This window comes from Citricoccus sp. SGAir0253 (assembly GCF_005877055.1).
GTDB lineage: Bacteria > Actinomycetota > Actinomycetes > Actinomycetales > Micrococcaceae > Citricoccus.
Window position 1 is genome coordinate 2342861 of the sequence record NZ_CP039424.1, and the last position, 26803, is coordinate 2369663.

Consider the following 26803-nt stretch of genomic DNA (forward strand, 5'->3'; position numbering starts at 1 on the left):
CGGCCGGGCCCCGGATCAGGCCTCGAGGACCACGGGGACGATCATCGGGCGGCGCCGCAGCCGGCGGTTGACCCACGTGCCGATGACGCGGCGCACGACCTGCTGGAGCTGGTGGGTGGTGTGGTCCGCGTTGGACTGCACCGCCTCCTCCAGGGCCCGGGCGATCTTCGGCTTGACGTCGTCGAACACCGCGTCGTCCTCCGCCACGCCGCGGGCGTGGATGTCGGGGCCGGACACGATCGTCCCGGTCTGGCGGTTGACCACGGAGATCACGGAGATGAACCCCTCCTCGCCGAGGATCCGCCGGTCCTTGAGGTCCGCGTCGGTGATCTCCCCGATCGAGGACCCGTCCACGTAGACGAGCCCGCACTCGACCTCTCCCGTGATCCGGGCCGTGCCCTCGGCGAGGTCCACCACGGAGCCGTTCTCGGCCAGCAGCACCCGCTCGGCGGGCACGCCCGTGGCCTCGGCGATCCGCCCGTTGGCGATCAGGTGGCGCGTCTCGCCGTGGACCGGCATGACGTGCGTGGGCCGGACGATGTTGTAGCAGTACAGCAGCTCGCCCTGGGAGGCGTGGCCGGAGACGTGCACCTTGGCCATGCCCTTGTGCACCACCTCCGCGCCGAGCCGCATCAGCCCGTTGACCACGCGGAACACCGAGGTCTCGTTGCCGGGGATGAGCGAGGAGGCCAGCACCACGAGGTCCCCGGCGTTGAGCTGGATGCGGTGGTCGCCGTTGGCCATCCGGGACAGCGCCGCCATCGGCTCGCCCTGCGAGCCGGTGCACATCAGCACCACCTGGTCGTCCGGCAGCTCGTCGACCTGCATGAGGTCCACGAGGATGCCCTCGGGCACGTCCAGGTAGCCCAGCCTGGCGGCGATGCCCATGTTGCGCACCATCGACCGGCCCACGAGGCACACCTTGCGCCCGTGGGCCGCCGCGGCGTCCAGCACCTGCTGGATGCGGTGCACGTGGGAGGCGAAGGAGGCCACGATGATGCGCCGGCCGGCGCGGGCGAACAGCCCCTCCAGCACGGGGCCGATCTCCCGCTCCGTGGTGGTGAAGCCGGGGACCTCGGCGTTCGTGGAGTCGGTCAGGAACAGGTCCACGCCCTCCTCCCCGAGGCGGGCGAAGGCGCGCAGGTCGGTGATGCGCCCGTCGAGGGGCAACTGGTCCATCTTGAAGTCGCCGGTGTGCAGGATGGTCCCGGCGGTGGTCTTCACGGCCACCGCGAGGGCGTCCGGGATGGAGTGGTTGACGGCCACGAACTCGCACTCGAAGGGGCCGAACCGCTCGGTGTCCCCCTCGGTGACGGCCAGGGTCAGCGGCCGGATCCGGTGCTCCTCGAGCTTGGCCTCGATCAGCGCCAGCGTCAGCGTGGAGCCGATCAGCGGGATGTCCGGGCGCAGCCGCAGCAGGTAGGGCACGGCCCCGATGTGGTCCTCGTGGCCGTGCGTCAGGACCAGGCCGACCACGTCGTCGAGCCGGTCGCGCAGGTACCCGAAGTCCGGCAGGACCAGGTCGACCCCCGGCTGGGTCTCCTCCGGGAACAGCACGCCGCAGTCGACGATGAGGATCTTGCCGTCGATCTCGAACGTGGTCATGTTCCGGCCGACCTCGCCGAGGCCGCCGAGCGGCACCACGCGGCACGTCCCGGGCGACAGCGTGGGCGGGGTGGACAGGCGCGTGCCTGGAGCCATGGGGTTGCGTCCCTTCTAGAAGGTGAGTCCGGCCTCCGCGAGATCGGCACGGATGATGGTCTGCTCGTCCTCGGTGGCGGCGACCAGCGGCAGGCGGACGGCCGGGCTGGGCAGGATGCCCTGCCAGTGCAGGATCGTCTTGGCGGACACGGCGCCCTGGATGTGGGTCATCACCGCCCGCTGGTAGGGGTCGAGCCGGAAGTGCAGCTCCCGCGCGGTCGCCAGGTCCCCCGCGGCCATGGCGTCCACGAGCCGTCGGTAGAGGCCCGGGGCCACGTGGGCGGTCACCGAGACGACGCCGACGGCGCCGAGCGCCATGAGCGGCATGGTCAGGGAGTCCTCGCCCGAGTAGACGTCCAGGTCGGTGCCCGCCAGCACGAGGGTGGTGGACTGGAAGTCGCCCTTGGCGTCCTTGAGGGCCACGATGTTCGGGTGCGCGGCGAGCTCGAGGATCGTTGGCGCGTGGATCGGCATGACCGAGCGGCCGGGGATGTCGTAGAGCATGACCGGCAGGTCGGTGGAGGAGGCGATCGTCTCGAAGTGGGCGCGGATGCCGGCCTGGTTCGGCTTGTTGTAGTAGGGCGTCACGAGCAGCAGCCCGTCCACGCCCGTCTTCGCCGCCAGCTGGGACAGGTGCACCGAGTGGCCCGTGTCGTTCATGCCGGTCCCGGCGATGACCTTGGCCCGGTCCCCCACCGCCTCGACGACGGCGCGGAACATGGCGATGTTCTCCTCGTCCTGCAGCGTGGAGGTCTCCCCCGTGGTGCCGGTGATGACGAGCCCGTCGGCGCCGCCGTCCACGAGGTGGGCGGCGAGCGACTGGGCCGTGTCGAGGTCGAGGCTGCCGTCCTCGTGGAAGGGCGTGACCATGGCGGGGACCACGGTGCCGAAGGTGGGCTCGGGGCGCGCGGCAGGGGTGTCGATCATGGCCTCCAGCCTACCTGCGAGAATTGCCGGTGCTACGCATCCCGCGGCGCCCGCCGGGTCGCCGCCCGGTCCCGAGAGAGGACTCCCCCGACGATGGCCACCGCCCGTCCCCCCGCCGCCCGGCGCCTGCCCGGCGTGGACGCCGCCCGCGGGCTCGCCCTGCTCGGGATGATCGCCACCCACCTGGTCCTGCTGGTCTCCGCCGACGGCACGGAGCCGACGCCGGTGGGGCTCGTGTTCGCCGGGAAGTCCTCCGCCCTGTTCGCCACCCTGGCCGGCGTCGGGCTCGCCCTGCTGACCGGCGGCGCGCGGCCGGAGCCCGCGCGGCGGGGGTGGGACCGGCGCCGGGTGGCGGTGCGCGCGGTGCTGCTGTTCGCCGTCGGGCTCGCCTGCGGGTCCCTGGACATGGGCGTGGCCGTCATCCTGGCCCACTACGCGGTGCTGTTCCTGGCCGCCCTGCCGTTCCTCGGGCTCGGGGCCCGGGCCCTGGCCGCGTGGGCCGCCGGCTGGGTGCTGCTCTCGCCCGTCGCGGCGAGCCTGCTCTCCGCGGTGATGCAGTCCACGGTCGGCGCGGCCGCCTACCTGGACGCCTGGCGGCTGTGGCACAACCCGTCCTTCGCGGACCTGGTCCTCCAGCCGGGGCTGCTCGCGTGGGACCTGCTGTTCACCGGGTACTACCCCGTGCTGCAGTGGCTGGGCTACGTCCTGTTCGGCCTGTTCCTGGGCCGGCTGCGGCTGGACCGCCTCCGGGTCTCCGCGGCGGTGGCCGTGGGCGGAGCGGCGCTCGCCGCCGGCGCGTTCCTCGCCGCCCGGGCCCTGCAGTCCCTGCCCGGGGTCCCCGGGGCGATCGCAGGGGGGACCGGGACCGGGCCGGACCGGCTCGCCGCCCAGCTGCTCACGGGGGCCTCGATCCCGACGGAGGCCATCCAGCACACCGGGGCGTGGTTCACCCTGGCCACCCCGCACTCGGGCGCCCCGCTCGACCTGCTGCTGACGTGCGGGACCTCGGCGCTCGTGCTGGGCGCGTGCCAGGTGCTTTGCACCGCGGGCCGGGGCGTGCTGACGATCCCGCTGCTGCCCCTCATCGGGGCCGGGTCCATGACGCTGACCCTGTACGTGGCCCACCTCGTGGCCCTGGACGTGTTCGAGGACGCGACCGCCGACTGGCCGCGGCTGGGCCTGCTCATCGCGTACTGGACCGGCTGCCTCGTGGCCGGCACCCTGTGGCGCGGCCTGGGCTGGCGGGGGCCGCTCGAGCAGGCGGTCTCCACCGCCTCCACCACCCTGGCCGGGTCCCGGGCCTGAGGGTCCCGGGCCCGACGCCCCCGCTACCGCTCTACCGCGAGTACAGCCGGATGGCGTCGCGCATGGCGCGCCGGGCGCGCGTGCGGTCCCCGGCGGCGTCGTAGCCCAGGGACAGCCGGTACCAGGACCGCCAGTCCGCCGGGGCCGCCTCGGCCTCCGCCCGGAAGGCCTCGAACTGCGCGTCCGCCGCGGCCCGGTCCACCCGGCCGCCCGGCGAGCGCGGCAGGTCGTCCACCGGCAGCCCGCCCTCCGCGGCGAGCCGGCGCCCGAGGCGTTCCATCATCAGCCCGAAGCGCAGCTCGCGCCACAGCGTCCACAGGCCCACGGCCACGATCCCCAGGGTGGCCAGGCCGAGCGCCTTGGCCACCGGCTGCGGGGCCTGGAGGAAGCCGATGGCCGAGCCCACGGCGAGCACGGCGAACAGCAGCATGAGGGCGACGATGGCGCCCACGCCGATCTTGGTCTTCACGTGTGCCGTCCCGTCCCGCTCAGTCCAGGTCCAGGTAGCCGTCGAGCCCGTAGGTGAGCCCCGGCCGGGAGGCGACCTCGCGCAGCCCGAGCAGCACCCCGGACATGTAGGCGCCGCGGTCGAAGGCGTCGTGGCGGACCACGAGCTGCTCGCCCGGGCCGCCGAGCAGCACCTCCTGGTGGGCCTCGAGTCCGCGCAGGCGCACCGCGTGCACCCGGATGCCGTCCACGAGGGCCCCGCGGGCACCGTCGGGGTCGTGGGTGGTGGCGTCCGGGGAGGGCCCGACGCCGGCCGCGGCCCGGGCGTCCGCGATCAGTCCCGCGGTGCGCACCGCGGTGCCCGAGGGGGCGTCCACCTTGGCGGGGTGGTGCATCTCGATGATCTCCACCGAGGGGAAGTACCTCGCGGCCTTCGCCGCGAAGGCGCTGGCCAGCACGGAGCCCAGGGCGAAGTTGGGGGCGATGAGCACCCCGACCTCCGGGCGCCCGGCAAGCTGCCCCTCGAGGGCGGACCGGCGCTCGGCGGACCAGCCGGAGGTCCCGACGACGACGTGCAGCCCGTGCTCGACGGCGAACGCCACGTTGCCCGGGGAGGCATCCGGGACGGTGAGGTCGAGCACGTGGGTGGCGCCGGCGTCGAGCACGGCGTCCAGCCGGTCCCGCGAGCCGAGCTCGGCCACGAGCTCGAGGTCCTCCGCGCCGCCCACCGCCTCGGCCGCGTGGCGGCCCATCTTGCCGGAGGCGCCCAGGAGGGCGACGCGGATCGGGGTGGGGCTGGGGTGCTCGGCAGGCTGCGCGGTCATGGCCTCCAGTCTATTCCGAGGCCCGGGGCACGGCCGCGCCGGTGACCGGGGCGGCGGCGTGCCGCTCGTCCACGCGCCCGCCGTTGCGCACCGTGAACGTCAGCAGCAGCGCCACCACGGCGAAGGCCGCCAGCAGCATCAGCCCCACGAAGTAGCTGTTGTGCTCCTCGTTGTAGGTCGCCCCCATGACGAGCGGCGGGAAGTAACCGCCGAGGCCGCCGGCGGCGGCGATGATGCCGCCGACCGTGCCGACGTCGCGCGGCTCCGCCGTCCGGCCGACCCAGCCGAACACCCCGCCGGTGCCCAGGCCGAGGAACAGCGCCATGAGCAGGAACACCGGGCCGTAGACCTGTTCGGCGGTGGGCTGGAACGCCACGACGACGGCCAGCACCGCGGCGCCGGCGAAGGAGGCGAGCGTCACCGTCCGGGGGCCGAGCCGGTCGGCGAGGGTGCCGCCGACGGGGCGGGCGACCACCGCGGCCACGGCGAAGCCGGCGGTGCGCAGCCCGGCCTCGGTGGCGCTGTAGTCGTAGACGTTGCCCAGGAAGGTCGGCAGGTAGTTCGAGAACGCCACGAAGGCGCCGAACACCACGCCGTAGAGGAAGCACAGCTGCCACGTGACCCGCAGCGAGAGGGCGTGGAGGATCTTGGGCAGGGCCGGCTGGGGCCGGTGGCCGCGGCGGGCCGGGGACTCGCGCAGCACGAGCCAGCACGCCGCGGCGGTGGCCGCCACGAGGACCGCCACCAGCACGTGCGTGGGCAGGTAGCCGATGGCCTGCACGAGGAGCGGGGTGCCGAAGGCCGAGACCGCGGTGCCGACCATGCCCGCTCCGAAGACGCCGGTGGCGAAGCCCTTGCGGCTGGGCGGGTACCAGGAGGAGCAGAACGGGATGCCGATGGCGAACACCGCCCCGGCGATGCCCAGGAAGAACGCCACCACGAGCAGTGGCACGTACTGGCCCAGCTGGCCGACCAGCCCCGTCAGCAGGACGAGCGGCGCCGTGGCGCCCAGCAGCACGGTGAACATGACCCGCCCGCCGTACCGGTCGGTCAGGGCCCCCACCGGGATGCGGGCGACCGCCCCGACGAGGATGGGCATGGCCACCAGCACGGCCGTCTCGGTGGGGGCCAGCTGCATCTGCCGGGTGTACAGGCCGGACAGGGGCCCGATCATGGTCCAGGCCCAGAACCCGACGGTCGAGGCCACGGTCGCCAGGGCGAGGTTGCGGGACTGGCCCCGGGCCAGTTCGGCGTCGGTGACGGCGGGGGTGCTCATGCTGCGGGTCCTTCCTGGCGGCGGGTCCGGCTGCGCTCGCGGTCCGGGGTGCCGACCGGGTCCCAGCCGCGGCGGACCGGGACGGCGCCGCGGCCCGGGCGGCGCGCGTCCCGGGACCGGTAGACGATGTACGGGCGGAACAGGTAGTGCACCGGGGCCGTGAAGGCGTGCACGAGCCGGGTGAAGGGCCAGAGCATGAACAGCGCCAGCGCCCACAGCACGTGCACCTTGAACGAGAGTCCCGCGGCGGCCATCGCGGCCACCTCCGGCTGCAGCACCCAGATCGAGCGGAACCAGGGCGAGACCGTCTCGCGGTAGTCGGTCACGGAGTGGTCGAACACGGAGATGACGGTGGTGGCCAGGCCGGCGAGCAGGGCGCCCACGAGGACCACGTACATCACCTTGTCGTTGGCCGTGGTGGCCATGAACACCGGTCCCGTGGTGCGCCGGCGGTAGATCAGCAGCACGATGCCCACGAGCGTGCCGATGCCCGCCACGGCGCCGATGCCCAGCGCCATCGCGTGGTACATGCCCTCCGTGATCCCCACGGCCTCCGTCCAGGACTTCGGGATGACCAGGCCCACGACGTGCCCCACGAGCACCGCGAGGATGCCGAAGTGGAACAGGGGGGAGGCGATCCGCAGCAGCCGGGACTCGTACAGCTGGGAGGACCGCGTGGTCCAGCCGAACTGGTCGTAGCGGTAGCGCCAGACGGTCCCGCCGATGACCACGGCGAGGGTGAGGTAGGGCAGCACGCCCCACAGCAGGACGTCCCAGATGCCGACCGTGGTCCGCACGGTCTCAGCGCCGTCCATGTCCTGGTCCTTCCGTGGTGGGGGCGAAGGGCAGCAGCCGCGGATCGGAGGGGTCCAGTCCCACGGTCTCGGTGGGCGGTCCGTAGCCGGCCATGGCCTGCACCGCGGCCCGGTCCTGCGGGGACGGGCCGGGCAGGGTGGAGCAGACCAGCGTGAGCACGCCCTCGTGGGGCAGCGCGTCGTCCCGCAGGGCCAGTCGCAGCAGCTCGAGCGAGGGGCGGTGGCGCTGGAGCAGCTCGTAGCCGGCCTCCGGACTGACGCGCGCGGCGAACTCGAGCACGAGCGGCAGGTAGTCCGGGAGCTCGGCCTCGTCCGGGGCGCAGCCGTGCGCGCGGTAGACCTCCTTGAAGGCGGCGAGCGCCTCTCCCCGGCGGCGGGTGTCTCCGTCCGTCCAGTAGGTCAGGTGCAGGCTGTGCCGGCGCGAGAGGTCGTACTCCTGGACGTAGTCCGCCTGGACCTGCTGCAGTGGCCGGGCCGTGAGCCAGTCGAACACTGGACGGACGGGCGCGGGGTCCGCCCCGACCTCGGCGAGGGCCGCGCGCAACGCGTCCAGCCGCGCCAGCAGCTCCTCGTCCGGGTAGGACAGCAGCAGGGCGGCGGACTGGCGCACCACCGCGCTGCGGGCGGGGTCCGGGTCCGTGTACTCGCCGGGGTCCACGCTCCCGCGGCCGGGGGCGCCCAGCAGCCGATCGAGCAGTCTCATGCCGTCTCCCCGCTCCGGGTCCGCGTGCCGTCCGCCGGGCCCGGCGGCTCCGCGGCCTGGCCGACGTCGTCCGCGGTCCGGGAGGGGAACAGCCCCTCCGGGCTGCCGTTGCCGTCCCAGTTGAGCAGGTTGACCCGGCCGGCCAGCTGGGCGTTGCCCGTGGGGTCGTCCGCGGTCTGCCGCTCCCGCAGCGCCAGGAAGGTCTCCCGGGCCACGGGGACGGGTCGGCCGGAGGCCTCGCCGAGGCCGCCCATCTGCCCCATCCCCGGGCCGCCGTCCACGTCGAGCGAGCAGCCCAGCTCCTCGAGGTTGTGGGCGTCCTCCACGTGGGCCGAGGGGATGACGTAGCGCTCGTCGTACTTGGCGATCGCCATCAGCCGGTACATCTCCTGCACCTGGGCGCCGGTCATCCCCACCGCCGTGGCGATCGACTCGTCCGCCTCCCGGCCCAGGGTGATGTCCCGCATGTACGAGCGCATGGCCGCGAGCCGGCGCAGCACGTCCGTCACCAGGCCGGTGTCCCCGGCGGTGAACAGCTCGGCGAGGTACTCCACGGGGATGCGCAGGGCCTCGATGGCCCCGAACAGGGTGCCCGCGTCCTCGCCGTCGTGGCCCTGGTCCTTGAGCAGGTCCACGACCGGGGACAGCGGCGGGACGTACCAGACCATCGGCATGGTCCGGTACTCGGGGTGCAGCGGCAGGGCGACCCGCAGCTCCTTGGCGAGCCGGTACACCGGCGAGCGCCGGGCCGCCTCCAGCCAGTCCTCTGGGATGCCCTCGGCGCGGGCGGCGGCGATCACCTCCGGGTCGTGCGGGTCCATCATGAGGTCGAGCTGGGCCTCGTAGAGGTCGCGCTCGTCCGGGACCGCGGCCGCGGCGGTGACCCGGTCGGCGTCGTACAGGAAGATGCCGATGTACCGCAGCCGGCCCACGCAGGTCTCCGCGCACACCGTGGGGATCCCCACCTCGATCCGGGGATAGCAGAACGTGCACTTCTCGGCCTTGCCGGACTTGTGGTTGTAGTAGACCTTCTTGTAGGGGCAGCCGGTCACGCACTGGCGCCAGCCGCGGCAGCGGTCCTGGTCCACGAGCACGATCCCGTCCTCGGCCCGCTTGTAGATGGCACCGGAGGGGCACGAGGCCATGCACGAGGGGTTCAGGCAGTGCTCGCAGATCCGCGGCAGGTAGAACATGAAGGTCTGCTCCAGCTCGAACCGGACCCTGTCCTCGGACGCCCGGCGCACCTTCTCCACCACCGGGTCCAGGTGCCCGGCCTCCGTGGTGCCGCCGAGGTTGTCGTCCCAGTTCGCCGACCAGGAGATCCTCGTGTCCCCGCCCGTGATGAGCGACTTGGGCCGGGCCACCGGGAAGTCGTCGCCGGCGGGGGCGTTGATGAGGTTCTGGTAGTCGTAGGTCCAGGGCTCGTAGTAGTCCTTGAGCTCGGGTTGGACCGGGGAGGCGAAGATGCCGAACATCTTGGCCAGCCGGCCCCCGGACCTCAGCCTGAGGTTGCCGCGCCGGTTGAGCTCCCAGCCGCCGCGCCACCGCTCCTGGTCCTCGTAGCGGCGCGGGTAGCCCTGGCCGGGCCGGGTCTCCACGTTGTTGAACCACACGTACTCGGTGCCGGCCCGGTTGGTCCACGCCTGCTTGCACGTGACCGAGCACGTGTGGCAGCCGATGCACTTGTCCAGCGCCATCACCATGGCGGTCTGGGCCATGATCCTCATCAGTACTGCACCTCCTGGGAGCGCTTGCGGACCACCGAGACGATGTCCCGCTGGTTGCCGGTGGGACCGAGGTAGTTGAACGCCCAGGACAGCTGGGCGTAGCCGCCGATCATGTGCGTGGGCTTGACCAGGATCCGGGTCACCGAGTTGTGGATGCCGCCGCGGCGCCCGGTGGCCTCGGACTTCGGGACGTCGATCGTGCGCTCCTGGGCGTGGTGGACGTAGACCACGCCCTCCGGCATGCGGTGGGAGACGATCGCCCGGCCCACGAACACGCCGTTGTTGTTCACGCACTCGACCCACTCGTTGTCCGCCACCTCGATCAGCGCCGCGTCCTGCGGGCTCATCCAGACCGTGGTGCCGCCGCGCGAGAGCGAGAGCATGAACAGGTTGTCCTGGTACTCCGAGTGGATGGACCACTTGTTGTGCGGGGTGAGGTAGCGCAGGGCGATCGACAGCTCGCCGCGCTCGCCGAGGCGGGGCTCGCCGAACAGCCGGTGCATGTCCAGGGGCGGGCGGTAGATCGGCAGCATCTCCCCCATGTCCTTCATCCAGTCGTGGTCCTGGAAGAAGTGCATGCGCCCGGTCAGGGTGTGGAAGGGCTTGAGCCGCTCGATGTTCACGGTGAACGGGGCGTACCGCCGGCCCCCGCTCTCCGAGCCGGACCACTCGGGCGAGGTGATGACCGGCACGGGAGCGGCCTGCGTGTCGGCGAAGCTGATCCGCTTCTCCTGGGATCCCGCCGCCAGGTCCGCGAGCCGGACCCCCGTGCGCCTCTCGAGGGTCTCGAAGCCCTGGACGGCCAGCTCGCCGTTCGTGGTGCCGGAGAACATCAGAATCGCCTCGGCCATCCGCGCGTCCGTGTCCACGGCCGGTCGTCCGGCGGCCGCGCCGGAGTCGAAGACCCCGTGCAGCCGGCCGAGCCGGTCCACCTCCTCGGAGACGTCGAAGGTGATGTTCTTGGTCGTGAGCCCCAGCGTCTCCGCCAGGGGCCCGACGGCCGCGAACTTCTCGCCGATCGCCGTGTAGTCCCGCTCCACCACGGTCAGGTTCGGCAGGTTCCGCCCGGGCACCGCCGGCAGGTCGGTGCCCTTCCACTCCGGGACCACGCCCCCGGGCTGGGCGATCTCCCCGGGGGTGTCGTGCTGCAGGGCCGTGGCGACGACGTCCCGGCGCGCCCCGAGGTGGTCCCGGGAGAGCCGGGAGACCTCCTCGGCGAGCAGCCGGAACAGCTCGTGGTCGGTCTTGGCCTCCCAGGGCGGGGTGATCGCCGGGGTGAAGGCGTGCACGTAGGGGTGCATGTCCGTGGAGGACAGGTCGTGCTTCTCGTACCACGTGGCGGCCGGGAAGACGACGTCCGAGAGGAGGGTGGAGCTGGTCATCCGGAAGTCCGCGGAGACGAGCAGGTCCAGCTTGCCCTCGGGTGCCTCCTCGTGCCAGCGCACGTCCCGCGGCCGGGACTCGGCGTGGTCCCGGCCCAGGACGTTGTGGTGGGTGCCCAGCAGGTGCTTGAGGAAGTACTCCTCGCCCTTGGCGGAGGACCCCAGCAGGTTGGAGCGCCACAGGACCAGGGTGCGCGGCCAGTTGGCCTCGGCGTCCGGGTCCTCCACGGCCAGTTCCAGCGACCCGTCCTTGAGCCGGGCGGCGATCCACTCGGCCTCGCTGGCGGCCTCCCCGTTCCCGACGGCGGCGGCCGCCCGGTCCGCGACGTCCAGCGGGTTCTGGGTGAACTGGGGGTAGAACGGCATCCAGCCCAGCCGGGTGGACTGCGCGATGACGTCCGCGGTGTGCCTGCCGGCCAGGTGTCCCTCGGCGAGCGGGGACTGCAGGGAGTCCGAGGAGTAGCCGTCCGAGCGGAACTGGTCCGTGTGCATGTACCAGTAGGCGGTGCCGATCATGAACCGCGGCGGGCGGGTCCAGTCCGAGGCCGCGGCCATGGTGGCCCAGCCCGTGATGGGCCGCGCCTTCTCCTGGCCGACGTAGTGGGCCCAGCCGCCGCCGTTGCGGCCCTGGCAGCCGCACAGCATCAACAGGGCCAGGATGGCCCGGTAGGTGGCGTCCCCGTGGTACCACTGGCAGATCCCGGCGCCCAGGATGATCATGGACCGGCCGCCGGAGTCCTCGGCGTTGCGCGCGAACTCCCGGGCGGTGCGGATCGCGGCCTGGGCCGGGGCGGAGGTGATGTCCTCCTGCCAGGCCGGGGTGTAGGGCGTCTGCGCGTCCTCGTAGCCGGCGGCCCACTGCCCCGGCAGGCCCGGCCGGCCGACGCCGTACTGGGCGAGCATGAGGTCGAAGACCGTGGTGACGCGCCGCCCGGCGACCTCGGTGACCGGCACCCCGCGGTGGACCACCGAGCCGGAGCCGTCCGCCGCGGTGAAGGCGGGCAGGTCCACCCGGGAGGTGCCGCCGTCGTACCCGGCCGTGTCCGCCACGGACAGCGAGGGCCGCACGCCCTGCAGGTCCAGGTTCCAGCGGCCCTCGTCCCGGTCGTTGTACCGGAAGCCGACGGAGCCCTGCGGCACCACGGGCGTGCCGGCGTCGCGGTCCAGCAGCACGGTCTTGAACCGCGGGTCCGCGGCCGAGGCCTCGGGGCCGGTGGGGTCGGCGGCGGCCAGGTCCGCGGCGGTGAGGAACTTGCCGGGCACCACGGTGCCGTCCGGGCGCTCGTCGAGGGTGACGAGGAAGGGCAGGTCGGTGTACTGCACCACGTAGTCCTCGAAGAACGGCACGCGGCGGTCCACGAAGTTCTCCTGGAGCACCACGTGGCCCATCGACATCGCCAGCGCGGCGTCCGTGCCGGCCTGGGCGGGCAGCCACTCGTCCGCGAACTTGGTGTTGTCCGCGTAGTCCGGGCTGACCGAGACGACCTTGGTGCCGCGGTAGCGGACCTCCGCCATCCAGTGGGCGTCCGGGGTACGGGTGACCGGGACGTTGGACCCCCACATCATGAGGTAGGTGGCGTCCCACCAGTCGCCGGACTCGGGCACGTCGGTCTGGTCGCCGAACACCTGGGGGCTGGCCACGGGAAGGTCCGCGTACCAGTCGTAGAAGCTGTTCATCACCCCGCCGATGAGGTTGATGAACCGGGCGCCGGCGGCGTGGGAGACCATGGACATGGCCGGGATGGGCGAGAAGCCGGTGCAGCGGTCCGGGCCGTGGGCCTTGATGGTGTGCACGTGCGCCGCCGCCGTCAGCTCGACGGCCTCCTGCCAGCTCGCCCGGACGAGCCCGCCCTTGCCGCGGGCCTGCTGGTAGGCGCGGCGCCTGGCCGGGTCCTCGACGATGGACCGCCAGGCGGTGACCGGGTCCCCTCCGGCGGCCTGCTTGGCCTCGCGGTACATCTGCAGCAGGGTGCCGCGGACGTAGGGGTACCGGACCCGCGTGGGCGAGTAGGTGTACCAGGAGAAGGCGGCCCCGCGCGGACAGCCGCGCGGTTCGTACTCCGGCCGGTCCGGCCCGACCGAGGGGTAGTCCGTCTCCTGGGCCTCCCACGTGATGATGCCGTCCTTGACGTACACCTTCCACGAGCAGGAGCCGGTGCAGTTCACGCCGTGGGTGGAGCGGACCACCTTGTCATGGCTCCAGCGGTTGCGGTAGAAGGCGTCGCCGTCCCGGCCGCCCTCCCGGAAGACGGCCCGCCCGTCCTCCGTCTCGTCCCACCGGGTGAAGAAACGGCCGATGTTCAGCAGTGCCTGGGATGCCGGACCGTCGAGTCCGGGCCTGACCGGGGTCGTCATGGGGCCACCCTAGGCACGGAGGGGCCCCCAGCGGCAGGCCCCGTGTCCGGGGTCCGCCCCTGGGGGCCGAGTGGTGGGCGGGGGAACTCCCGCCGGCCGCGGTGCCGGGCAGGACACGCCCCGCCCGCCCCGGGGCCGTGGCCGGTCCGGGGCGGGCGGGACGGACCCGGGCCCGTCAGACCGCGTCGGTGCTGCGGTCGCTCAGGTCCTTGTCATGGACGCGCCTGGGGTCCAGCGACCGGCCGGTGTGCGTGCGCGAGGAGCCCACCACGTTGCCCGACTTCCAGTCCGCCCAGCCCGGGCGGTCCACCATGAACGCCTCGATCTCGGCCGCGGTGGCCACGAGCTTCGGGTCGTGCCTCAGGTAGTGCTTGGTCTCCCGGGCGATCAGCCCGGAGAGGATGAGCAGGCCGATGAGGTTCGGCAGGGCCATCAGGCCGTTCATGATGTCCGAGAAGTTCCACACCACGGCCAGCGGGATGGTGCTGCCGATGAAGACCACGAGCGAGAACACCACGCGGTAGGGCATCACGAGCCGCTGGCCGAACAGCCGCTCGACGTTGCGCTCGCCGTAGTAGGACCAGCCGAGGATGGTGGAGAAGGCGAACATCACCAGGCCGATGGTGACGATCCAGTGGCCCCACTGGCCGGGCAGGCCGGTGGAGAACGCCTCACCGGTCATCAGCGCGGCCGAGACCTGCTGCCCCGTCTCGTCGACCTGGCTCCAGGTGCCCGTGGTGATGATGACCAGGCCGGTGCAGGTCACCACGATGATGGTGTCGATGAAGGTCTGGGTCATGGACACCAGGCCCTGGCGGACCGGGTGGGTGGTCTGGGCGGCGGCCGCGGCGATGGCCGCCGAGCCCATGCCGGACTCGTTGGAGAACACGCCGCGGGCCACGCCGTACTGGATGGCGATGATCAGGGCCGAGCCGACGAAGCCGCCGGTGGCCGCGGTGCCGGTGAAGGCGTCCGTGAAGATCAGGGCGAAGGCCTGCGGGATGCCGCCGATGTTGGCGATGAGGATGTAGAGGGCCGCGGCGACGTAGAAGACGATCATGATCGGCACGAACGTGGAGGTGACGCGGCCGATGGACTTGATGCCGCCCACGAGCACGAGCAGGGTCAGCACGGTCAGGATGATGCCGGTGATCCACGGCAGCAGGCCGAAGGACTCCTCGACGTTGGCGGCGATCGAGTTGGCCTGGGTCATGTTGCCGATGCCGAACGAGGCGAGGAAGGCGAAGACGGCGAAGGACAGCGCCAGGACCTTCCCGAGCGGCCCGCGGATGGCCTTCTGCAGGTAGTACTGCGGGCCGCCGGACTTGTCCCCGGCCTCGTCCGTGGTGCGGAACCGCACGGCGAGGTAGGCCTCGGAGTACTTCGAGGCCATGCCCAGCAGGCCGGTGACCCACATCCAGAACAGGGCGCCCGGTCCGCCGATGCCGATCGCGGTGGCCACGCCGACGATGTTGCCGGTGCCGACCGTGGCGGCCAGGGCCGTGGTCAGGGCCTGGAACTGGGAGATGTCCCCCTCCTCCGAGTCATCGCGCCGGCGGATGATCCCGAGGTTGATCGCGGGGAAGAGCTTGTGGAACTGGAGGAACCCCAGCCGGATCGAGAGGTAGAGGCCCGTGCCGAGCAGCAGGGGGATGAGGAAGAACGGCCCCCAGACGAAGGAGCCGATGTCCCCCAGTGTTGTTTCCAGTTGTTCCATGACGGTGAACCGATCCTTCTCTCACGTGGTGCGAGCCCGCCCCTCGGGCCCCGCCTGGCCGGAGGGTGGCCAGTGAGGTCCACAATGTTGCACGCGCCACACCGAGTCAAGCGACGTGCCGGTCGCCGCCGTCCGGTCCGACGACGACGGTGGCGCGCGGGGAGGCGGCCAGCCGCCGGGCGACCGCGCGCACCTGCTGCCCCGTCACCCCGCGCAGCCTCTCCAGGGCCCCGTCGAGGTCCACGAACTCCCCCGTCACGAGCTCGGCCCGGCCGAGCCGGGACATCCGCGAGCCGGTGTCCTCGAGCCCCAGCACGGTGCCCCCGGAGAGCTGGCCGCGGGCGCGGTCCAGTTCCTCGTCCGTGATGCCGTGCTCGGCCAGCCGCTCCAGCTCGGCCGTCATCAGGTCCGCCACGGTGCCCGCCCTCGACGGGGAGCAGCCCGCGTACAGGCCGTAGTAGCCCACGTCCGAGTAGGCCGCCGAGAACGAGTAGGTGTTGTAGGCCAGGCCGCGCTTCTCGCGCACCTCCTGGAACAGCCGCGAGCTCATGCCGCCGCCGAGGGCGGAGTTCATGATCGCCAGGGCGAAGCGGTCCGGGTCCAGCGTGTGGACGGAGCGGCCGCCGACGAGCACGGAGGCCTGCTCCACCGGCCGGGCCAGCCGGTGGACGCCGTCCGCGAGGCCCGCCCCCGTGTAGACGTGGCTGCGCCGCGGCGCCGGTGAGGCCCCCTCGGGCAGGTCCCAGCCGGAGCGCTCGAGGGACTCCAGGACGAGCCGGCAGACCTCGTCGTGGTCCAGTCCGCCGGCCGCCGTCACGACGAGCTCGTCCGGCCGGTACCAGCGGCGGTAGTGATCGACGACGCGCTCGCGGGTGACCGCCCGGATCGCCTCCGGCGTGCCGCCGATGGGGCGTCCGAGGGGGTGGCCGTCCAGCAGCCGGGCGGCCAGGGCCTCGTGGGCGGTGTCCACGGGGTCGTCGGCGTCCATGGCCAGTTCCTCGAGGATCACCCCGCGCTCGGTCTCCAGCTCCCCGGGGTCGATCAGGGCGGAGGTCACCATGTCCGTGATGACCTCGATGGCCATCGGCAGGTCGGTGTCCAGCACGCGGGCGTGGTAGCACGTCGACTCCTTGGCGGTGGCGGCGTTGGACTCGCCGCCGACGCGGTCGAACGCCGTGGCGATGTCCATCGCCGACCGGCTCGGGGTGCCCTTGAAGAGCAGGTGCTCGAGGAAGTGGGTGGAGCCGAAGCCGCCCTCCGCCTCGTCCCGGGAGCCCACCGCGATCCAGAAGCCGATGGTCACCGAGCGCTGCTCCGGCATCGACTCGGTGAGCACGCGGACGCCGCCGGGCAGCACGGACCGGCGCACGACCGAGCCGTGCCCGGCGTCCTGGATCGTTCCGGTGAGGTCGGCGGGGATCGGGATGGTGGGACTCATGGAGGTGAAACTACCAGCGCACGGCCCCGTCCCGGCCACCGGTGCGGTCGCCCCCGGGGACGACGACAGGCCGGTGGGCCGCAGCTCGTGCGGCCCACCGGCCTGTCGTCGGTGCCTCCCGGCACCGCGGCGGCGCGGTCCGGGACCGGACCGCGCCGCCGTCGGGCGGGCACCCGGGGCCGGACGGCCCCGGACGGGGTGGATCAGCCCTGCTGGGCGGACTCCTCGGCGGCGTCCTCGGACGCGGCCCCGTCCTCGGCGGCGCCCTCGCCCTCCGCGACCACGGGGGCCAGGGACAGCTTGCCGCGGTCGTCGATCTTGGTGATCTCGACCTGGATCTTCTGGCCGACCTCGACGACGTCCTCGACGTCCTCGACGCGCTTGCCCTCGTTGATCTTGCGCAGCTCGGAGATGTGCAGCAGGCCGTCCTTGCCCGGGGTCAGGGACACGAAGGCGCCGAACGTGGTCAGCTTCACCACGGTGCCGAGGTAGCGCTCGCCGACCTCGGGGACCTGCGGGTTGGCGATCGCGTTGATCGCCGAGCGCGCGGCCTCGGCCTGGGAGCCCTCGGTGGCGCCGATCAGCACGGTGCCGTCGTCCTCGATGGAGATGTCCGCGCCGGTGTCGTCCTGGATCTGGTTGATCATGGCGCCCTTGGGGCCGATGACCGCGCCGATCTTGTCCACCGGGATCTTGATGGCGATGATGCGCGGGGCGTACTGGCTCATCTCGTCCGGGGCGTCGATCGCGGCGTTCAGGACGCCCAGGATGTGCAGGCGCGCCTCGCGGGCCTGCGTCAGGGCGGCGGCCAGCACGGAGGCCGGGATGCCGTCCAGCTTGGTGTCCAGCTGGATCGCGGTGACGAACTCGGCGGTGCCGGCCACCTTGAAGTCCATGTCGCCGAACGCGTCCTCGGCCCCGAGGATGTCGGTCAGCGCCGCGTAGCGGGTCTGGCCGTCCACGGTGTCGGACACCAGGCCCATGGCGATGCCGGCCACGGGGGCCTTGAGCGGCACGCCGGCGTTGAGCAGGGACAGCGTCGAGGCGCAGACCGAGCCCATCGAGGTGGAGCCGTTGGAGCCGAGGGCCTCGGAGACCTGGCGGATCGCGTAGGGGAACTCCTCGCGCGAGGGCAGCACGGGCACCATCGCGCGCTCGGCCAGGGCGCCGTGGCCGATCTCGCGGCGCTTGGGCGAGCCGACACGGCCGGTCTCGCCGGTGGAGTACGGCGGGAAGTTGTAGTGGTGGATGTACCGCTTCGACGTCTCCGGGGCCAGCGAGTCGATCTGCTGCTCCATCTTGAGCATGTTCAGCGTGGTGACGCCCATGATCTGGGTCTCGCCGCGCTCGAAGATGGCGGAGCCGTGCACGCGCGGCAGGACCTCGACCTCGGCGGTCAGCTTGCGGATGTCCGTCAGGCCGCGGCCGTCGATGCGGACCTGCTCCGTGAGGATGCGCTGGCGCACGACCTGCTTGGTGACGGAGCCGAAGGCCTTGGCGATCTCGCCGCGGCGGGCCTCGAACTCGGTGCCCTCGCCGGCCAGGGCCTCGAGGACCTCGGCGTGGTACGCGTCCGAGGCGGCCTGGCGCTCCTGCTTGTCCGCGATCGAGTAGATCTCGGCCAGCCGGGCGGAGGCGAACTGCTCGACGGCGGCGTAGGCGTCGTCCTCGTAGTCCTTGAAGACCGGGACGTCCACGGGGGCCTTGGCGGCGCGGGCGGCCAGGTCGGCCTGGGCCTCGCACAGGGCCTTGATGAACGGCTTGGCGGCCTCGAGGCCCTCGGCCACGACCTGCTCGGTCGGGGCGGTGGCGCCCTGGTCCTTGATCAGGCCCCAGGCACCCGGGGTGGCCTCGGCCTCGACCATCATGACGGCGATGTCGTCACCGGCCACGCGGCCGGCCACGGCCATGTTGAACACGGCGTTCTCCAGCTGCGAGTGCTTGGGGAACGCCACCCACTGGCGGTTGCCGGCGCCGTCGTCCACGAGGGCGACGCGCACGCCGCCGATCGGGCCGGAGAACGGCAGGCCGGAGAGCTGGGTGGACATGGACGCGGCGTTGATGGCCACGGTGTCGTAGATCTCGTCCGGGGCGATCGAGGTGACGGTCACGACGACCTGGACCTCGTTGCGGATGCCCTTGGTGAAGGCCGGGCGCAGCGGGCGGTCGATCAGGCGGCAGGTGAGGATGGCGTCCGTGGTCGGGCGGCCCTCGCGGCGGAAGAACGAGCCGGGGATGCGGCCGGCGGCGTACATCCGCTCCTCGACGTCCACGGTCAGCGGGAAGAAGTCGAAGCCCTCGCGGGGCGACTTGCCGACGGTGGTGGCGGACAGCATCGACGTCTCCTCGTCGATGTAGACCATGGCCGCGCCGGCGGCCTGCTGGGCCAGGCGGCCCGTCTCGAAGCGCACGACGCGCTGGCCGTAGGCGCCGTTGTCGATGACGGCCTCGGCGAACTTGATCTCGGGACCCTCCATGGGGGTGTCCTTTCGTTGCGGCCCGCCGCCGTCACCACCCGGTCTTCGATCGAAGCCCCCGGACGCCGCGCGGGGCGCCTTCCGGAGGCCACTGTCGAGGACCGCGAACGGTGACTCGGGGACGGGCGTGGATAGGGATGGTGGGGGCGTGCGCAGGTCGGGGACGAGCGCGCTCCCCCGGACAAGACTAGAGGCGGTGCCCCGCTCGGGGGAAACCCCACCCGCGGGACACCGCCTCCGTCAGGACGTCACTTGCGCAGGCCGAGGCGCTCGATGAGCGAACGGTAGCGCGCGATGTCGGTCTTCTCGAGGTAGCCCAGCATGCGACGACGGCGACCGACCAGGGCCATCAGGCCGCGGCGGGTGTGGTGGTCGTGCTTGTGGGACTTCAGGTGTTCCGTCAGGTCCGAGATGCGACGGGACAGCACAGCGATCTGCACTTCCGGGGAACCGGTGTCGCCCTCGTGGGTGGCGTACTCCTGGATGATGGACTGCTTGACGGCGGGGTCGAGTGCCACGCGAACTCCTTCAGAGTTGTGCCGCGATCAGGATCGGGCCGGCGGGCCGGCCGGGCGCCGCGCCACCGCGGACTGCAGCGGGCACCAGCGCTCCATCCTAGCAGAGCGGCCGGGGCCCGGCGCGGGAGCCGGTCCGGCCCGTCAGCGTCCCCCGCCGCCCGGGGCGCGCAGCACGCAGCGCCAGGCGCTCGTCACGTACGGCAGGGCCAGGACCTCGCCGGGGGCGTGCCCGAGGTGCTCGAGCAGGTACCAGTCCAGGTTGGCGCGCATCCGCTCCCGCACGGCCTCGCCGGCCCGCAGGTGGTAGGAGCGCGTGGCCATCAGCCCGTGCAGCCCCTCCGGGGTGATCGGCTGGGTCCAGTGCCACCAGCGGCCCTCGGGGGCGGCGAAGGGCTCCCCCACCGCCGGGGGGCGCCGGGGCGGGTGGACGTCCCCGGCGTGCATGATCCGGCTGAGCCGGTGCACCCACGGCACCGAGGTGTCCAGCTGGTTGGAGACGATGCCCAGGACCGGCTCGGCCACCCGGGTCCCGCCGAGCAGGCGCGCCGCCTCGGCCGTGCCGGCCACGGGGTCGATCCAGTGCCACGCCTGGGCGGCGGTCACGAGGTCGGCCACGCCCTCGGGCAGGCCGGTGCGCTCCCCCGGCGCCCGCACGGTGCGCACGGCGGGCAGGGCCTCGTGCAGCACCTCGAGCATCGCGCCGGAGGGGTCGACGGCCGTCACCGCCAGGCCGCGGCCGGCCAGCAGGGCGGTGAACAGCCCCGTGCCCGCGCCGAGGTCGACGGCGGCGCGGGCGCCCGCGGGCAGCAGGAAGTCCACGACGCCGGCCGGGTAGGACGGGCGGATCGCGTCGTAGTCCGCCCCGGACCGGCGGAAGGCGCCCCCGAGGTGGGCCCGTGCCGCGGCGTCGAGGCGGGGGTGCGCCCGGGGGCGCTGGGGGACGTCCGTCACGCCGCGCCGGGGCCGGGGCGCTCCGCGGCGGCGGTGAGGATGCGGCGGGTGCGCTCGACGTCGTCGGTCATCTGGTCGATGAGCTTGGGGATGCCCTCGAAGGCGACCATGCCGCGCAACCGCTCGACGAACTCGACCGTGACCTGCTGGCCGTAGAGGTCGAAGTCCTCGACCGCCTCCCGGGGGCGGTCGATGACGTGCGCCTCGACCACGCGCGCCACGCCGTCGAACGTCGGGTTCGAGCCCACCGAGATCGCGGCGGGCCAGCGGCGGCCGGACTCCTCGTGGAGCCAGCCGGCGTACACGCCGTCCGCGGGGATCATCCCCTGGACCTCGTCGGAGAGGTTCGCCGTGGGGAAGCCGAGCTCGCGGCCGCGGGCGAAGCCGTGCACCACCTCGCCGTGGACGCGGTGGTGGCGGCCGAGCACCCCGGCGGCCTCGGCGACGTCCCCGGCGCGCAGGGCGTCCCGGACCCACGTGGAGGAGCAGCGGCGGTCCTCGCCGAAGTCCGCCACGGGGATCACGGTGAAGTGGTACTTCCGGCCCAGCTCGACCATCGTGTCGAAGTCGCCGGAGTTGCGCAGCCCGAAGCGGACGTCCCGGCCGACCACCACGGAGCGGGCGTTGAGCGTCTCCACGATGACGTCCCGCACGAACTCCTCGGGGGTCAGCTGCGCGAAGTCCAGGGTGTAGTGCACCACCAGCAGCGCGTCCAGGCCGGTCTCCGCGAGCAGCCGGACCTTCTCCGAGAGGTCGGTGATGGCCTCCTGCGGCTCGTTGGGCCGGTGGACGGCGCGGGGGTGCGGGTCGAAGGTCAGGGCGACGGCGGCCAGGCCCTCGGCCCGCGCGGCCGTCACGACCTGGTCCAGGACCTGCCGGTGGCCGCGGTGGACCCCGTCGAAGTTCCCGATCGTCACGACGGACGGCTCCAGCCCGGACGGCACCGCGGCGAGTCCGTCCCAGTAGTGCACGACAGTCCTTTCCCTGCTGGAGTCCCTCACGTCCGCCGGGCTCCGGGGACGGTGACCATTATCCACCCGCCCGGCTCCGGGCCGCGACATCGCCGCGGGCCGCCCGGTCCGCGCGGGCCGGCCGGTGGGCCAGTAGCCACGCCAGGCCGAGGACCGGCAGCACGAGGGGGACGTAGCCGTAGCCGGCGCCGAAGCGGCTCCACACGGTCTCGTCCGCGAACAGCTGCGGGTCGAGCACCGTCAGCAACCCCACGCCGACCACGCCCGCGAGCTCGATGCCGACGGCCACGACGGAGACGTACCAGGCGGTCCGCCCCGAGCGGGCCAGCGAGAACGTGGCCACGATGTACACGGCGGCGGCGAACGCCGAGAGCAGGTACGCCAGCGGCGCCGCGGAGAACTCCGTGGCCAGCTGGAACACGGAGCGGGCGAACGAGGACAGCGCGAAGACCGCGTAGACCATGACGAGGATCCGCCCCAGTCCCTGGTTGCGCCGCGGGGCCGCGCCCCGGGGGTCGGGTGCCTTCTCAGCCAAACCAGATCACCTGCATCCTGTGCAACATCACGAAGATGGTGGGGCCGACGGCCGCCATCACCAGGTTGGACCAGCGCGTGCGGTCCGTCACGGCCCAGAAGAAGGCCACCAGCGGCACGATGAGCGCCGTCAGGACGTAGCCCCAGAACTCCCATGCGGCGCCGGCGATCGGCTCGGACCCGGCGCTGCGCACGAGGGCGCCGACGCCGTAGACGAGCACGAACAGCCACACGGCGGCGATCGAGAGGATCGAGGTGTCCGCGGGGTGGCGGCGCAGCGCGGTCATCGCCACGCACAGCACGAGGGACAGCGCGCAGACCACGGTCCCGGCCCAGAACCAGGCGTCCAGGATCACCGCGGCCTCACCGCCCGTCCGAGCCGGCGGCGGCGAAGACGATCTCCGCCCGGGCCACCCCGTCCCGGTCGGCCACGAGGGCGACGACCGTGCCGTCCGGGGCCTGGGCCGCGACGGTGCCCTCGCGCCCGGTGGGGGCGATGCGCCGGCCGAAGGACAGCTCCACCGCCTCCTCGGCGGTGAGCCGGCGCACGGGGAACAGCCCGGCGGCGGCCGCCGAGAGCTCGGTGGCCGTGAACCTCCGGCCCAGCTGCTCCACCGTCACGGCGTCCGCCACGGAGAACGGGCCGACCGCGGTGCGCCGCAGCGCGGTCAGGTGGCCGCCCGTGTCCAGCGCCCGGCCGAGGTCCCGGGCCAGGGCCCGGATGTAGGTCCCGGAGGAGCAGTCCACCTCGACGTCGAGGTCCACGACCGTTCCGCCCTCGAGCCGGCGGAAGCCGGTGAGCTCGAAGCGCCGGACGGTCACGGGCCGGGCCGCCAGCGCGACCTCCTCGCCCGCGCGCACGCGGTCGTAGGACCGGCGCCCGTCCACCTTGATGGCGGACACCGACGAGGGGACCTGTTGGATGTCCCCCGTGAGCGCGGCCATGGCCGCGCGCACGCGCTCCTCGGTCACCGCGTTCGCCAGCCGGGTCTGCACGACCTCGCCCTCGGCGTCGTCGGTCACCGTCGACTGGCCGAGCCGGACGGTGGCCAGGTAGGTCTTGTCCGAGCCGGTGATGGCGGTCAGCAGGCGCGTGGCCTTGTTGAACCCGACGACCAGCAGGCCGGTCGCCATGGGGTCCAGAGTGCCGGCGTGCCCCACCTTGCGGGTGCCGGCCAGCCGGCGGACCTTCCCGACGACGTCGTGGGAGGTCCAGCCGGCCGGCTTGTCCACCAGCACCAGGCCGGAGGCCGAGGTACCGGGAGCGCCCTCGGGCAGCTCCCGGCTCACCGGGCGGTGTCCTCGTCCCCGGGCTTGTCCTTGCGGTACGGGTCCGACTCCCCCGCGAAGGTGGCGTTCTGCCGCAGGCGCGCCAGCTCGGCGTCGCGCTCGCGGGCCTGGGCCAGCACCTCCTCGAGGTGGGCCGCCGCCTCGGGGACGTCGTCCGCGACGAACTCGAGGGTGGGCACCAGCCGGATGGTCAGCTGGCGCCCCACCTCGTGGCGGATGGTGCCCCGGTGGGTCTCGAGGACCTCCCGGGCACCCTCCGCGGCGGCCGCGTCCCCGAGCACCGTGTAGTACACGGTGGCGTGCTGCAGGTCGTTCGTGACCCGCACCTCGGTGAGCGTGATGGCCTCCGCCCGATCGTCCTTGACCCGCTTGCGCAGGGCCTCGGCGACGAGCACCTTGATGCGCTGGGCCAGCCGGCCCGCGCGTGCCGGATCAGCCATGGGACACCGTCCTTCCTTGCCTCTCTCGTTCTCTGCCCGTCGGCGCGATGATCATGGCGATCACGCGCGCGGCTTCTCCCGCATCTCGAAGGTCTCGACGATGTCGCCTTCCTTGATGTCGTTGAAGCCGCCCAGGCCGATGCCGCACTCGTAGCCCTCGCGGACCTCGGTGGCGTCGTCCTTGAACCGGCGCAGGGACTCGATCTTGAGGTTCTCCGCCACCACGTTGCCGTCCCGCACGAGGCGGGCCGCGGCGTTGCGGCGGATGATCCCGGAGCGCACGAGCGAGCCGGCGATGTTGCCCCACTTGGAGGACCGGAAGACCTCGCGGACCTCCGCGGTGCCGAGCTGGACCTCCTCGTACTCCGGCTTGAGCATGCCCTTGAGCGCGTTCTCGATGTCGTCGATCGCGTCGTAGATCACCGAGTAGAAGCGCATGTCCACGCCCTCCTTGTCGGCGAGCTCGGCGACGCGCTCGGCCGGGCGGACGTTGAAGCCGATGATGATGGCGTTGTCCACGGTGGCCAGGTTGACGTCGTTCTGGGTGATCGCGCCCACGCCGCGGTGGATGACGCGCAGCTGCACGTCGTCCCCGACCTGGATCTCCAGCAGCGAGTCCTCGAGGGCCTCGACGGCACCGGAGGCATCGCCCTTGATGATGAGGTTGAGGGTGTCGATCTTGCCCTCGGCCACGGCCTGGTCGAAGTTCTCCAGGGAGATCCGCTTGCGGCGCTTGGCGAGCATCGCGTTGCGCTCGGCCGCCTCGCGCTTCTCGGCGATCTGGCGGGCGGTGCGGTCGTCCTCGGTCACCAGGAAGGTGTCGCCGGCGCGCGGCACCGAGGACAGGCCCAGCACCTGGACCGGACGCGAGGGCAGCGCCTCGACGACCGTCTCGCCGTCGTCGTCGAACATGGCGCGGACGCGGCCGTGGGCGTTGCCCACCACCATCGTGTCCCCGACCCGCAGCGTGCCCGACTGCACCAGCACGGTCACCACGGCACCGCGGCCCTTGTCCAGGTTCGCCTCGATGGCCACGCCGCGCGCGCCCTTGTTGGGGTTCGCGGTCAGGTCCAGCGCGGCGTCCGCGGTCAGCAGGATCGCCGAGAGCAGGTCGTCGATGTGCAGGTTGTTCTTCGCCGAGACGTCCACGAACATCGTGTCGCCGCCGTACTCCTCGGGCACGAGGCCGTACTCGGTGAGCTGGCCGCGGATCTTGTCCGGGGAGGCGTCGGGCTTGTCGATCTTGTTGACCGCCACGACGATCGGCACGCCGGCCGCCTTGGCGTGGTTCAGCGCCTCGACGGTCTGCGGCATGACGCCGTCGTCCGCGGCCACCACGAGCACCGCGATGTCCGTGACCTTGGCGCCACGGGCACGCATGGCGGTGAACGCCTCGTGGCCCGGGGTGTCGATGAAGGTGAGCTGGCGCTCGTCGCCGTCGTGCTCGAAGTCCACCTGGTAGGCGCCGATGTGCTGGGTGATGCCGCCGGCCTCGCCCTCGATCACCTTGGTGGAGCGGATGGCGTCCAGCAGGCGGGTCTTGCCGTGGTCCACGTGGCCCATGACCGTCACGACGGCCGGGCGCTTCTCGAGGTCCTCGGCCGTCTCGGCCTCCAGCTCGCCCTCGAGGTCGATGTCGAAGGACTCCAGCAGGGCCTTGTCCTCGTCCTCGGGCGAGACGATCTCGATCGTGTAGCCGAGCTCCTCCGCGAGCACCGCGAAGGTGTCCTCGTCCAGCGACTGGTTGGCGTTGGCCATCTCGCCGAGCTGGAAGAGCACCTTCACGAGCGCCGCGGCGTCCGCGTTGATCTTCTCCGCCAGGTCGGACAGGGACGAGCCACGGCGCAGCCGGATGACCTCGCCGCTGCCGCGGGGGACCTTGACGCCGCCGATCTCGCGCGTCTGCTGCTCGAGCTCCTGGCGCTTCGCGCGCTTCGACTTGCGCTGCTTGCCGCGCGGGCCGCCACCGCGGCCGAACGCGCCCTGCGTGCCGCCGCGGGCGGTGCGGCCGCCACGCGGGCCGCCGCCGGCCGGTCCGCCGCCACCGCCCGGGCCGCCGCCGGGACGGCCGCGGCCGCCCCCGGGACGCGCCGAGGCCGGGGCCGGCTTGTTGATGTGGCCCGGCATCATGTTCGGGCTCGGGCGCGGGCCGCCCGGGCGCGGGGCCGCGGGGGCACCCGTGCCGGCACCGGCGCCGGGGCGCGGGCCGCCCGGGCGCGGACCACCCGGACGGGGGCCTCCGGAGCGGTCCTCCGGTCGGCCGGAGCGCATGCCCTGCTTGGGCGCGAACGGGTTGTTGCCCGGACGCGGACCACCGGGGCGGGGACCGCCGGGACGCGGGCCGCCGGAGCGGGCGCCGGAGTCCTTGGAGGTGAAGGGGTTGTTGCCCGGACGCGGACCGCCCGGCTTGGGGGCGCCGGAGCGCGCCGGCTGGGCCGGACGCGGGGCACCCGGCTTGGCGGCCGACTCCGGGGCCTGGGGAGCCTGGGGGGCCTGGGGCGCGGCCGGTCCCGGGGTGGGGGCGGCGGGGCCCGCGGGCTTGCCGACGGCGGCGGGGCCGGCCGGCGCAGCGGGCGCCTTCGGGCCGGGGGCCGCAGGGGCTGCCGGCGCGGCGGCCGGCTTCTGCGGGCCGGGCGTCGCCGGGGCGGACGCGGCGGGGGCGGCCTTCGGCGCGGCCGGGCCGGGGGTCGGCGCGGCGGGACCCGGGGTGGCCCCGGGCCGGGCGGCGGCCGGCCGCTGGGCGGCGGGGGCGGCCTTGCCGGAGGACTTGGGGGCGGCGCCCGCATACGCGGAACGCAGCTTCTTGACCACCGGGGGTTCGATGGTCGAGGAGGCGGAGCGAACGAATTCACCCATGTCCTGAAGCTTGGTCAGGGCCTCCTTGGAGGAAATGCCGAGCTCCTTGGCGAGCTCATGGACGCGGACCTTGGCCACGGTTCTCCTGTTCTGGTCCGCGCCGTGGCCTGCCGGTGGAGCTCCAGCTCCACTCAGGCCGCGTCAGACGG

Annotated in this window: 21 protein-coding genes; 1 reads left to right on the top strand and 20 read right to left on the bottom strand. The window is 73.1% G+C overall.

Annotation, left to right across the window (positions count from 1 at the left end):
- Nucleotides 1-15: 15 nt before the first annotated feature.
- Together E7744_RS10320 and dapA are read right to left on the bottom strand one after the other, a co-directional pair.
- Nucleotides 16-1701, bottom strand: a complete 1686-nt coding sequence (locus E7744_RS10320) for a ribonuclease J (protein ID WP_137774037.1) — start codon at nt 1699-1701, stop codon at nt 16-18.
- 15 nt (nt 1702-1716) lie between these two features.
- Complete coding sequence (dapA, locus tag E7744_RS10325; RefSeq protein WP_137774038.1) at nt 1717-2628, bottom strand: 4-hydroxy-tetrahydrodipicolinate synthase; 912 nt, start codon at nt 2626-2628, stop codon at nt 1717-1719.
- 93 nt (nt 2629-2721) lie between these two features.
- Here dapA and E7744_RS10330 point away from each other — a divergent pair, with 93 nt between their 5' ends.
- Entirely contained in the window at nt 2722-3933 is a 1212-nt protein-coding gene (locus tag E7744_RS10330) for a heparan-alpha-glucosaminide N-acetyltransferase domain-containing protein (RefSeq protein WP_137774039.1), read from the top strand.
- 31 nt (nt 3934-3964) lie between these two features.
- On the opposite strand, the gene E7744_RS10335 is transcribed toward E7744_RS10330, so the two are convergent.
- The 18 genes from E7744_RS10335 to infB form a co-directional block, all read right to left on the bottom strand.
- The gene (locus E7744_RS10335; RefSeq protein WP_137774040.1) at nt 3965-4402 is read right to left on the bottom strand and encodes a hypothetical protein; all 438 of its coding nucleotides are present in this window, start codon (nt 4400-4402) and stop codon (nt 3965-3967) included.
- Between the two features lie 19 nt (nt 4403-4421).
- Nucleotides 4422-5204 (bottom strand): 4-hydroxy-tetrahydrodipicolinate reductase, encoded by a 783-nt coding sequence (gene dapB / locus E7744_RS10340; RefSeq protein WP_137774041.1) that lies wholly within the window; start codon nt 5202-5204, stop codon nt 4422-4424.
- A gap of 10 nt (nt 5205-5214) precedes the next feature.
- The gene (locus tag E7744_RS10345; RefSeq protein ID WP_137774042.1) at nt 5215-6480 is read right to left on the bottom strand and encodes a NarK/NasA family nitrate transporter; all 1266 of its coding nucleotides are present in this window, start codon (nt 6478-6480) and stop codon (nt 5215-5217) included.
- Nucleotides 6477-7295: a respiratory nitrate reductase subunit gamma gene (narI, locus tag E7744_RS10350; protein WP_137774043.1), complete on the bottom strand. Its 819-nt coding sequence runs from the start codon at nt 7293-7295 to the stop codon at nt 6477-6479. The genes E7744_RS10345 and narI overlap by 4 nt, the downstream gene beginning before the upstream one ends.
- Complete coding sequence (gene narJ / locus E7744_RS10355; protein WP_137774044.1) at nt 7282-7998, bottom strand: nitrate reductase molybdenum cofactor assembly chaperone; 717 nt, start codon at nt 7996-7998, stop codon at nt 7282-7284. The genes narI and narJ overlap by 14 nt, the downstream gene beginning before the upstream one ends.
- Nucleotides 7995-9725, bottom strand: a complete 1731-nt coding sequence (gene narH / locus E7744_RS10360) for a nitrate reductase subunit beta (RefSeq protein WP_137774045.1) — start codon at nt 9723-9725, stop codon at nt 7995-7997. Before narH ends, narJ begins: the two co-directional genes overlap by 4 nt.
- Nucleotides 9725-13462, bottom strand: coding sequence for a nitrate reductase subunit alpha (locus E7744_RS10365; RefSeq protein WP_137774046.1), 3738 nt, complete (start codon nt 13460-13462; stop codon nt 9725-9727). The genes narH and E7744_RS10365 overlap by 1 nt, the downstream gene beginning before the upstream one ends.
- A gap of 175 nt (nt 13463-13637) precedes the next feature.
- A complete protein-coding gene (locus E7744_RS10370; RefSeq protein WP_137774047.1) occupies nt 13638-15179 on the bottom strand; it encodes a sodium:alanine symporter family protein in 1542 nt (513 codons plus the stop codon).
- A 106-nt stretch (nt 15180-15285) separates the two neighbouring features.
- Nucleotides 15286-16617: a pitrilysin family protein gene (locus E7744_RS10375; RefSeq protein WP_137774048.1), complete on the bottom strand. Its 1332-nt coding sequence runs from the start codon at nt 16615-16617 to the stop codon at nt 15286-15288.
- Nucleotides 16618-16820: 203 nt separating this feature from the next.
- Nucleotides 16821-19094: a polyribonucleotide nucleotidyltransferase gene (locus tag E7744_RS10380; protein ID WP_137774049.1), complete on the bottom strand. Its 2274-nt coding sequence runs from the start codon at nt 19092-19094 to the stop codon at nt 16821-16823.
- Nucleotides 19095-19342: 248 nt separating this feature from the next.
- Entirely contained in the window at nt 19343-19612 is a 270-nt protein-coding gene (gene rpsO / locus E7744_RS10385; protein ID WP_137774050.1) for a 30S ribosomal protein S15, read from the bottom strand.
- Between the two features lie 141 nt (nt 19613-19753).
- Entirely contained in the window at nt 19754-20563 is an 810-nt protein-coding gene (locus tag E7744_RS10390; protein WP_137774051.1) for a class I SAM-dependent methyltransferase, read from the bottom strand.
- A complete protein-coding gene (locus E7744_RS10395) occupies nt 20560-21534 on the bottom strand; it encodes a bifunctional riboflavin kinase/FAD synthetase (RefSeq protein WP_137774052.1) in 975 nt (324 codons plus the stop codon). Before E7744_RS10395 ends, E7744_RS10390 begins: the two co-directional genes overlap by 4 nt.
- Before the next feature lie 58 nt (nt 21535-21592).
- Nucleotides 21593-21997, bottom strand: a complete 405-nt coding sequence (locus tag E7744_RS10400; RefSeq protein ID WP_137774990.1) for a hypothetical protein — start codon at nt 21995-21997, stop codon at nt 21593-21595.
- A 64-nt stretch (nt 21998-22061) separates the two neighbouring features.
- Nucleotides 22062-22424 (bottom strand): hypothetical protein, encoded by a 363-nt coding sequence (locus tag E7744_RS10405; protein WP_137774053.1) that lies wholly within the window; start codon nt 22422-22424, stop codon nt 22062-22064.
- A 7-nt stretch (nt 22425-22431) separates the two neighbouring features.
- A complete protein-coding gene (gene truB / locus E7744_RS10410) occupies nt 22432-23358 on the bottom strand; it encodes a tRNA pseudouridine(55) synthase TruB (protein WP_137774054.1) in 927 nt (308 codons plus the stop codon).
- Nucleotides 23355-23798 carry a 30S ribosome-binding factor RbfA gene (gene rbfA / locus E7744_RS10415; protein WP_137774055.1) on the bottom strand — a complete coding sequence of 148 codons (444 nt, stop codon included), beginning with the start codon at nt 23796-23798 and terminating at the stop codon, nt 23355-23357. Before rbfA ends, truB begins: the two co-directional genes overlap by 4 nt.
- A 60-nt stretch (nt 23799-23858) precedes the next feature.
- Nucleotides 23859-26732 (bottom strand): translation initiation factor IF-2, encoded by a 2874-nt coding sequence (gene infB / locus E7744_RS10420; RefSeq protein ID WP_137774056.1) that lies wholly within the window; start codon nt 26730-26732, stop codon nt 23859-23861.
- Nucleotides 26733-26803 lie beyond the last annotated feature (71 nt).

Coding starts and splice junctions, on each gene's coding strand:
- E7744_RS10375 (WP_137774048.1), bottom strand. CDS start 16,617: ATGAGTCCCACCATCCCGATCCCCGCCGACCTCACCGGAACGATCCAG.
- dapB (WP_137774041.1), bottom strand. CDS start 5,204: ATGACCGCGCAGCCTGCCGAGCACCCCAGCCCCACCCCGATCCGCGTC.
- narJ (WP_137774044.1), bottom strand. CDS start 7,998: ATGAGACTGCTCGATCGGCTGCTGGGCGCCCCCGGCCGCGGGAGCGTG.
- E7744_RS10320 (WP_137774037.1), bottom strand. CDS start 1,701: ATGGCTCCAGGCACGCGCCTGTCCACCCCGCCCACGCTGTCGCCCGGG.
- E7744_RS10400 (WP_137774990.1), bottom strand. CDS start 21,997: ATGGTCTACGCGGTCTTCGCGCTGTCCTCGTTCGCCCGCTCCGTGTTC.
- narI (WP_137774043.1), bottom strand. CDS start 7,295: ATGGACGGCGCTGAGACCGTGCGGACCACGGTCGGCATCTGGGACGTC.
- E7744_RS10330 (WP_137774039.1), top strand. CDS start 2,722: ATGGCCACCGCCCGTCCCCCCGCCGCCCGGCGCCTGCCCGGCGTGGAC.
- dapA (WP_137774038.1), bottom strand. CDS start 2,628: ATGATCGACACCCCTGCCGCGCGCCCCGAGCCCACCTTCGGCACCGTG.
- E7744_RS10345 (WP_137774042.1), bottom strand. CDS start 6,480: ATGAGCACCCCCGCCGTCACCGACGCCGAACTGGCCCGGGGCCAGTCC.
- rbfA (WP_137774055.1), bottom strand. CDS start 23,798: ATGGCTGATCCGGCACGCGCGGGCCGGCTGGCCCAGCGCATCAAGGTG.
- E7744_RS10365 (WP_137774046.1), bottom strand. CDS start 13,462: ATGACGACCCCGGTCAGGCCCGGACTCGACGGTCCGGCATCCCAGGCA.
- narH (WP_137774045.1), bottom strand. CDS start 9,725: ATGAGGATCATGGCCCAGACCGCCATGGTGATGGCGCTGGACAAGTGC.
- E7744_RS10370 (WP_137774047.1), bottom strand. CDS start 15,179: ATGGAACAACTGGAAACAACACTGGGGGACATCGGCTCCTTCGTCTGG.
- E7744_RS10380 (WP_137774049.1), bottom strand. CDS start 19,094: ATGGAGGGTCCCGAGATCAAGTTCGCCGAGGCCGTCATCGACAACGGC.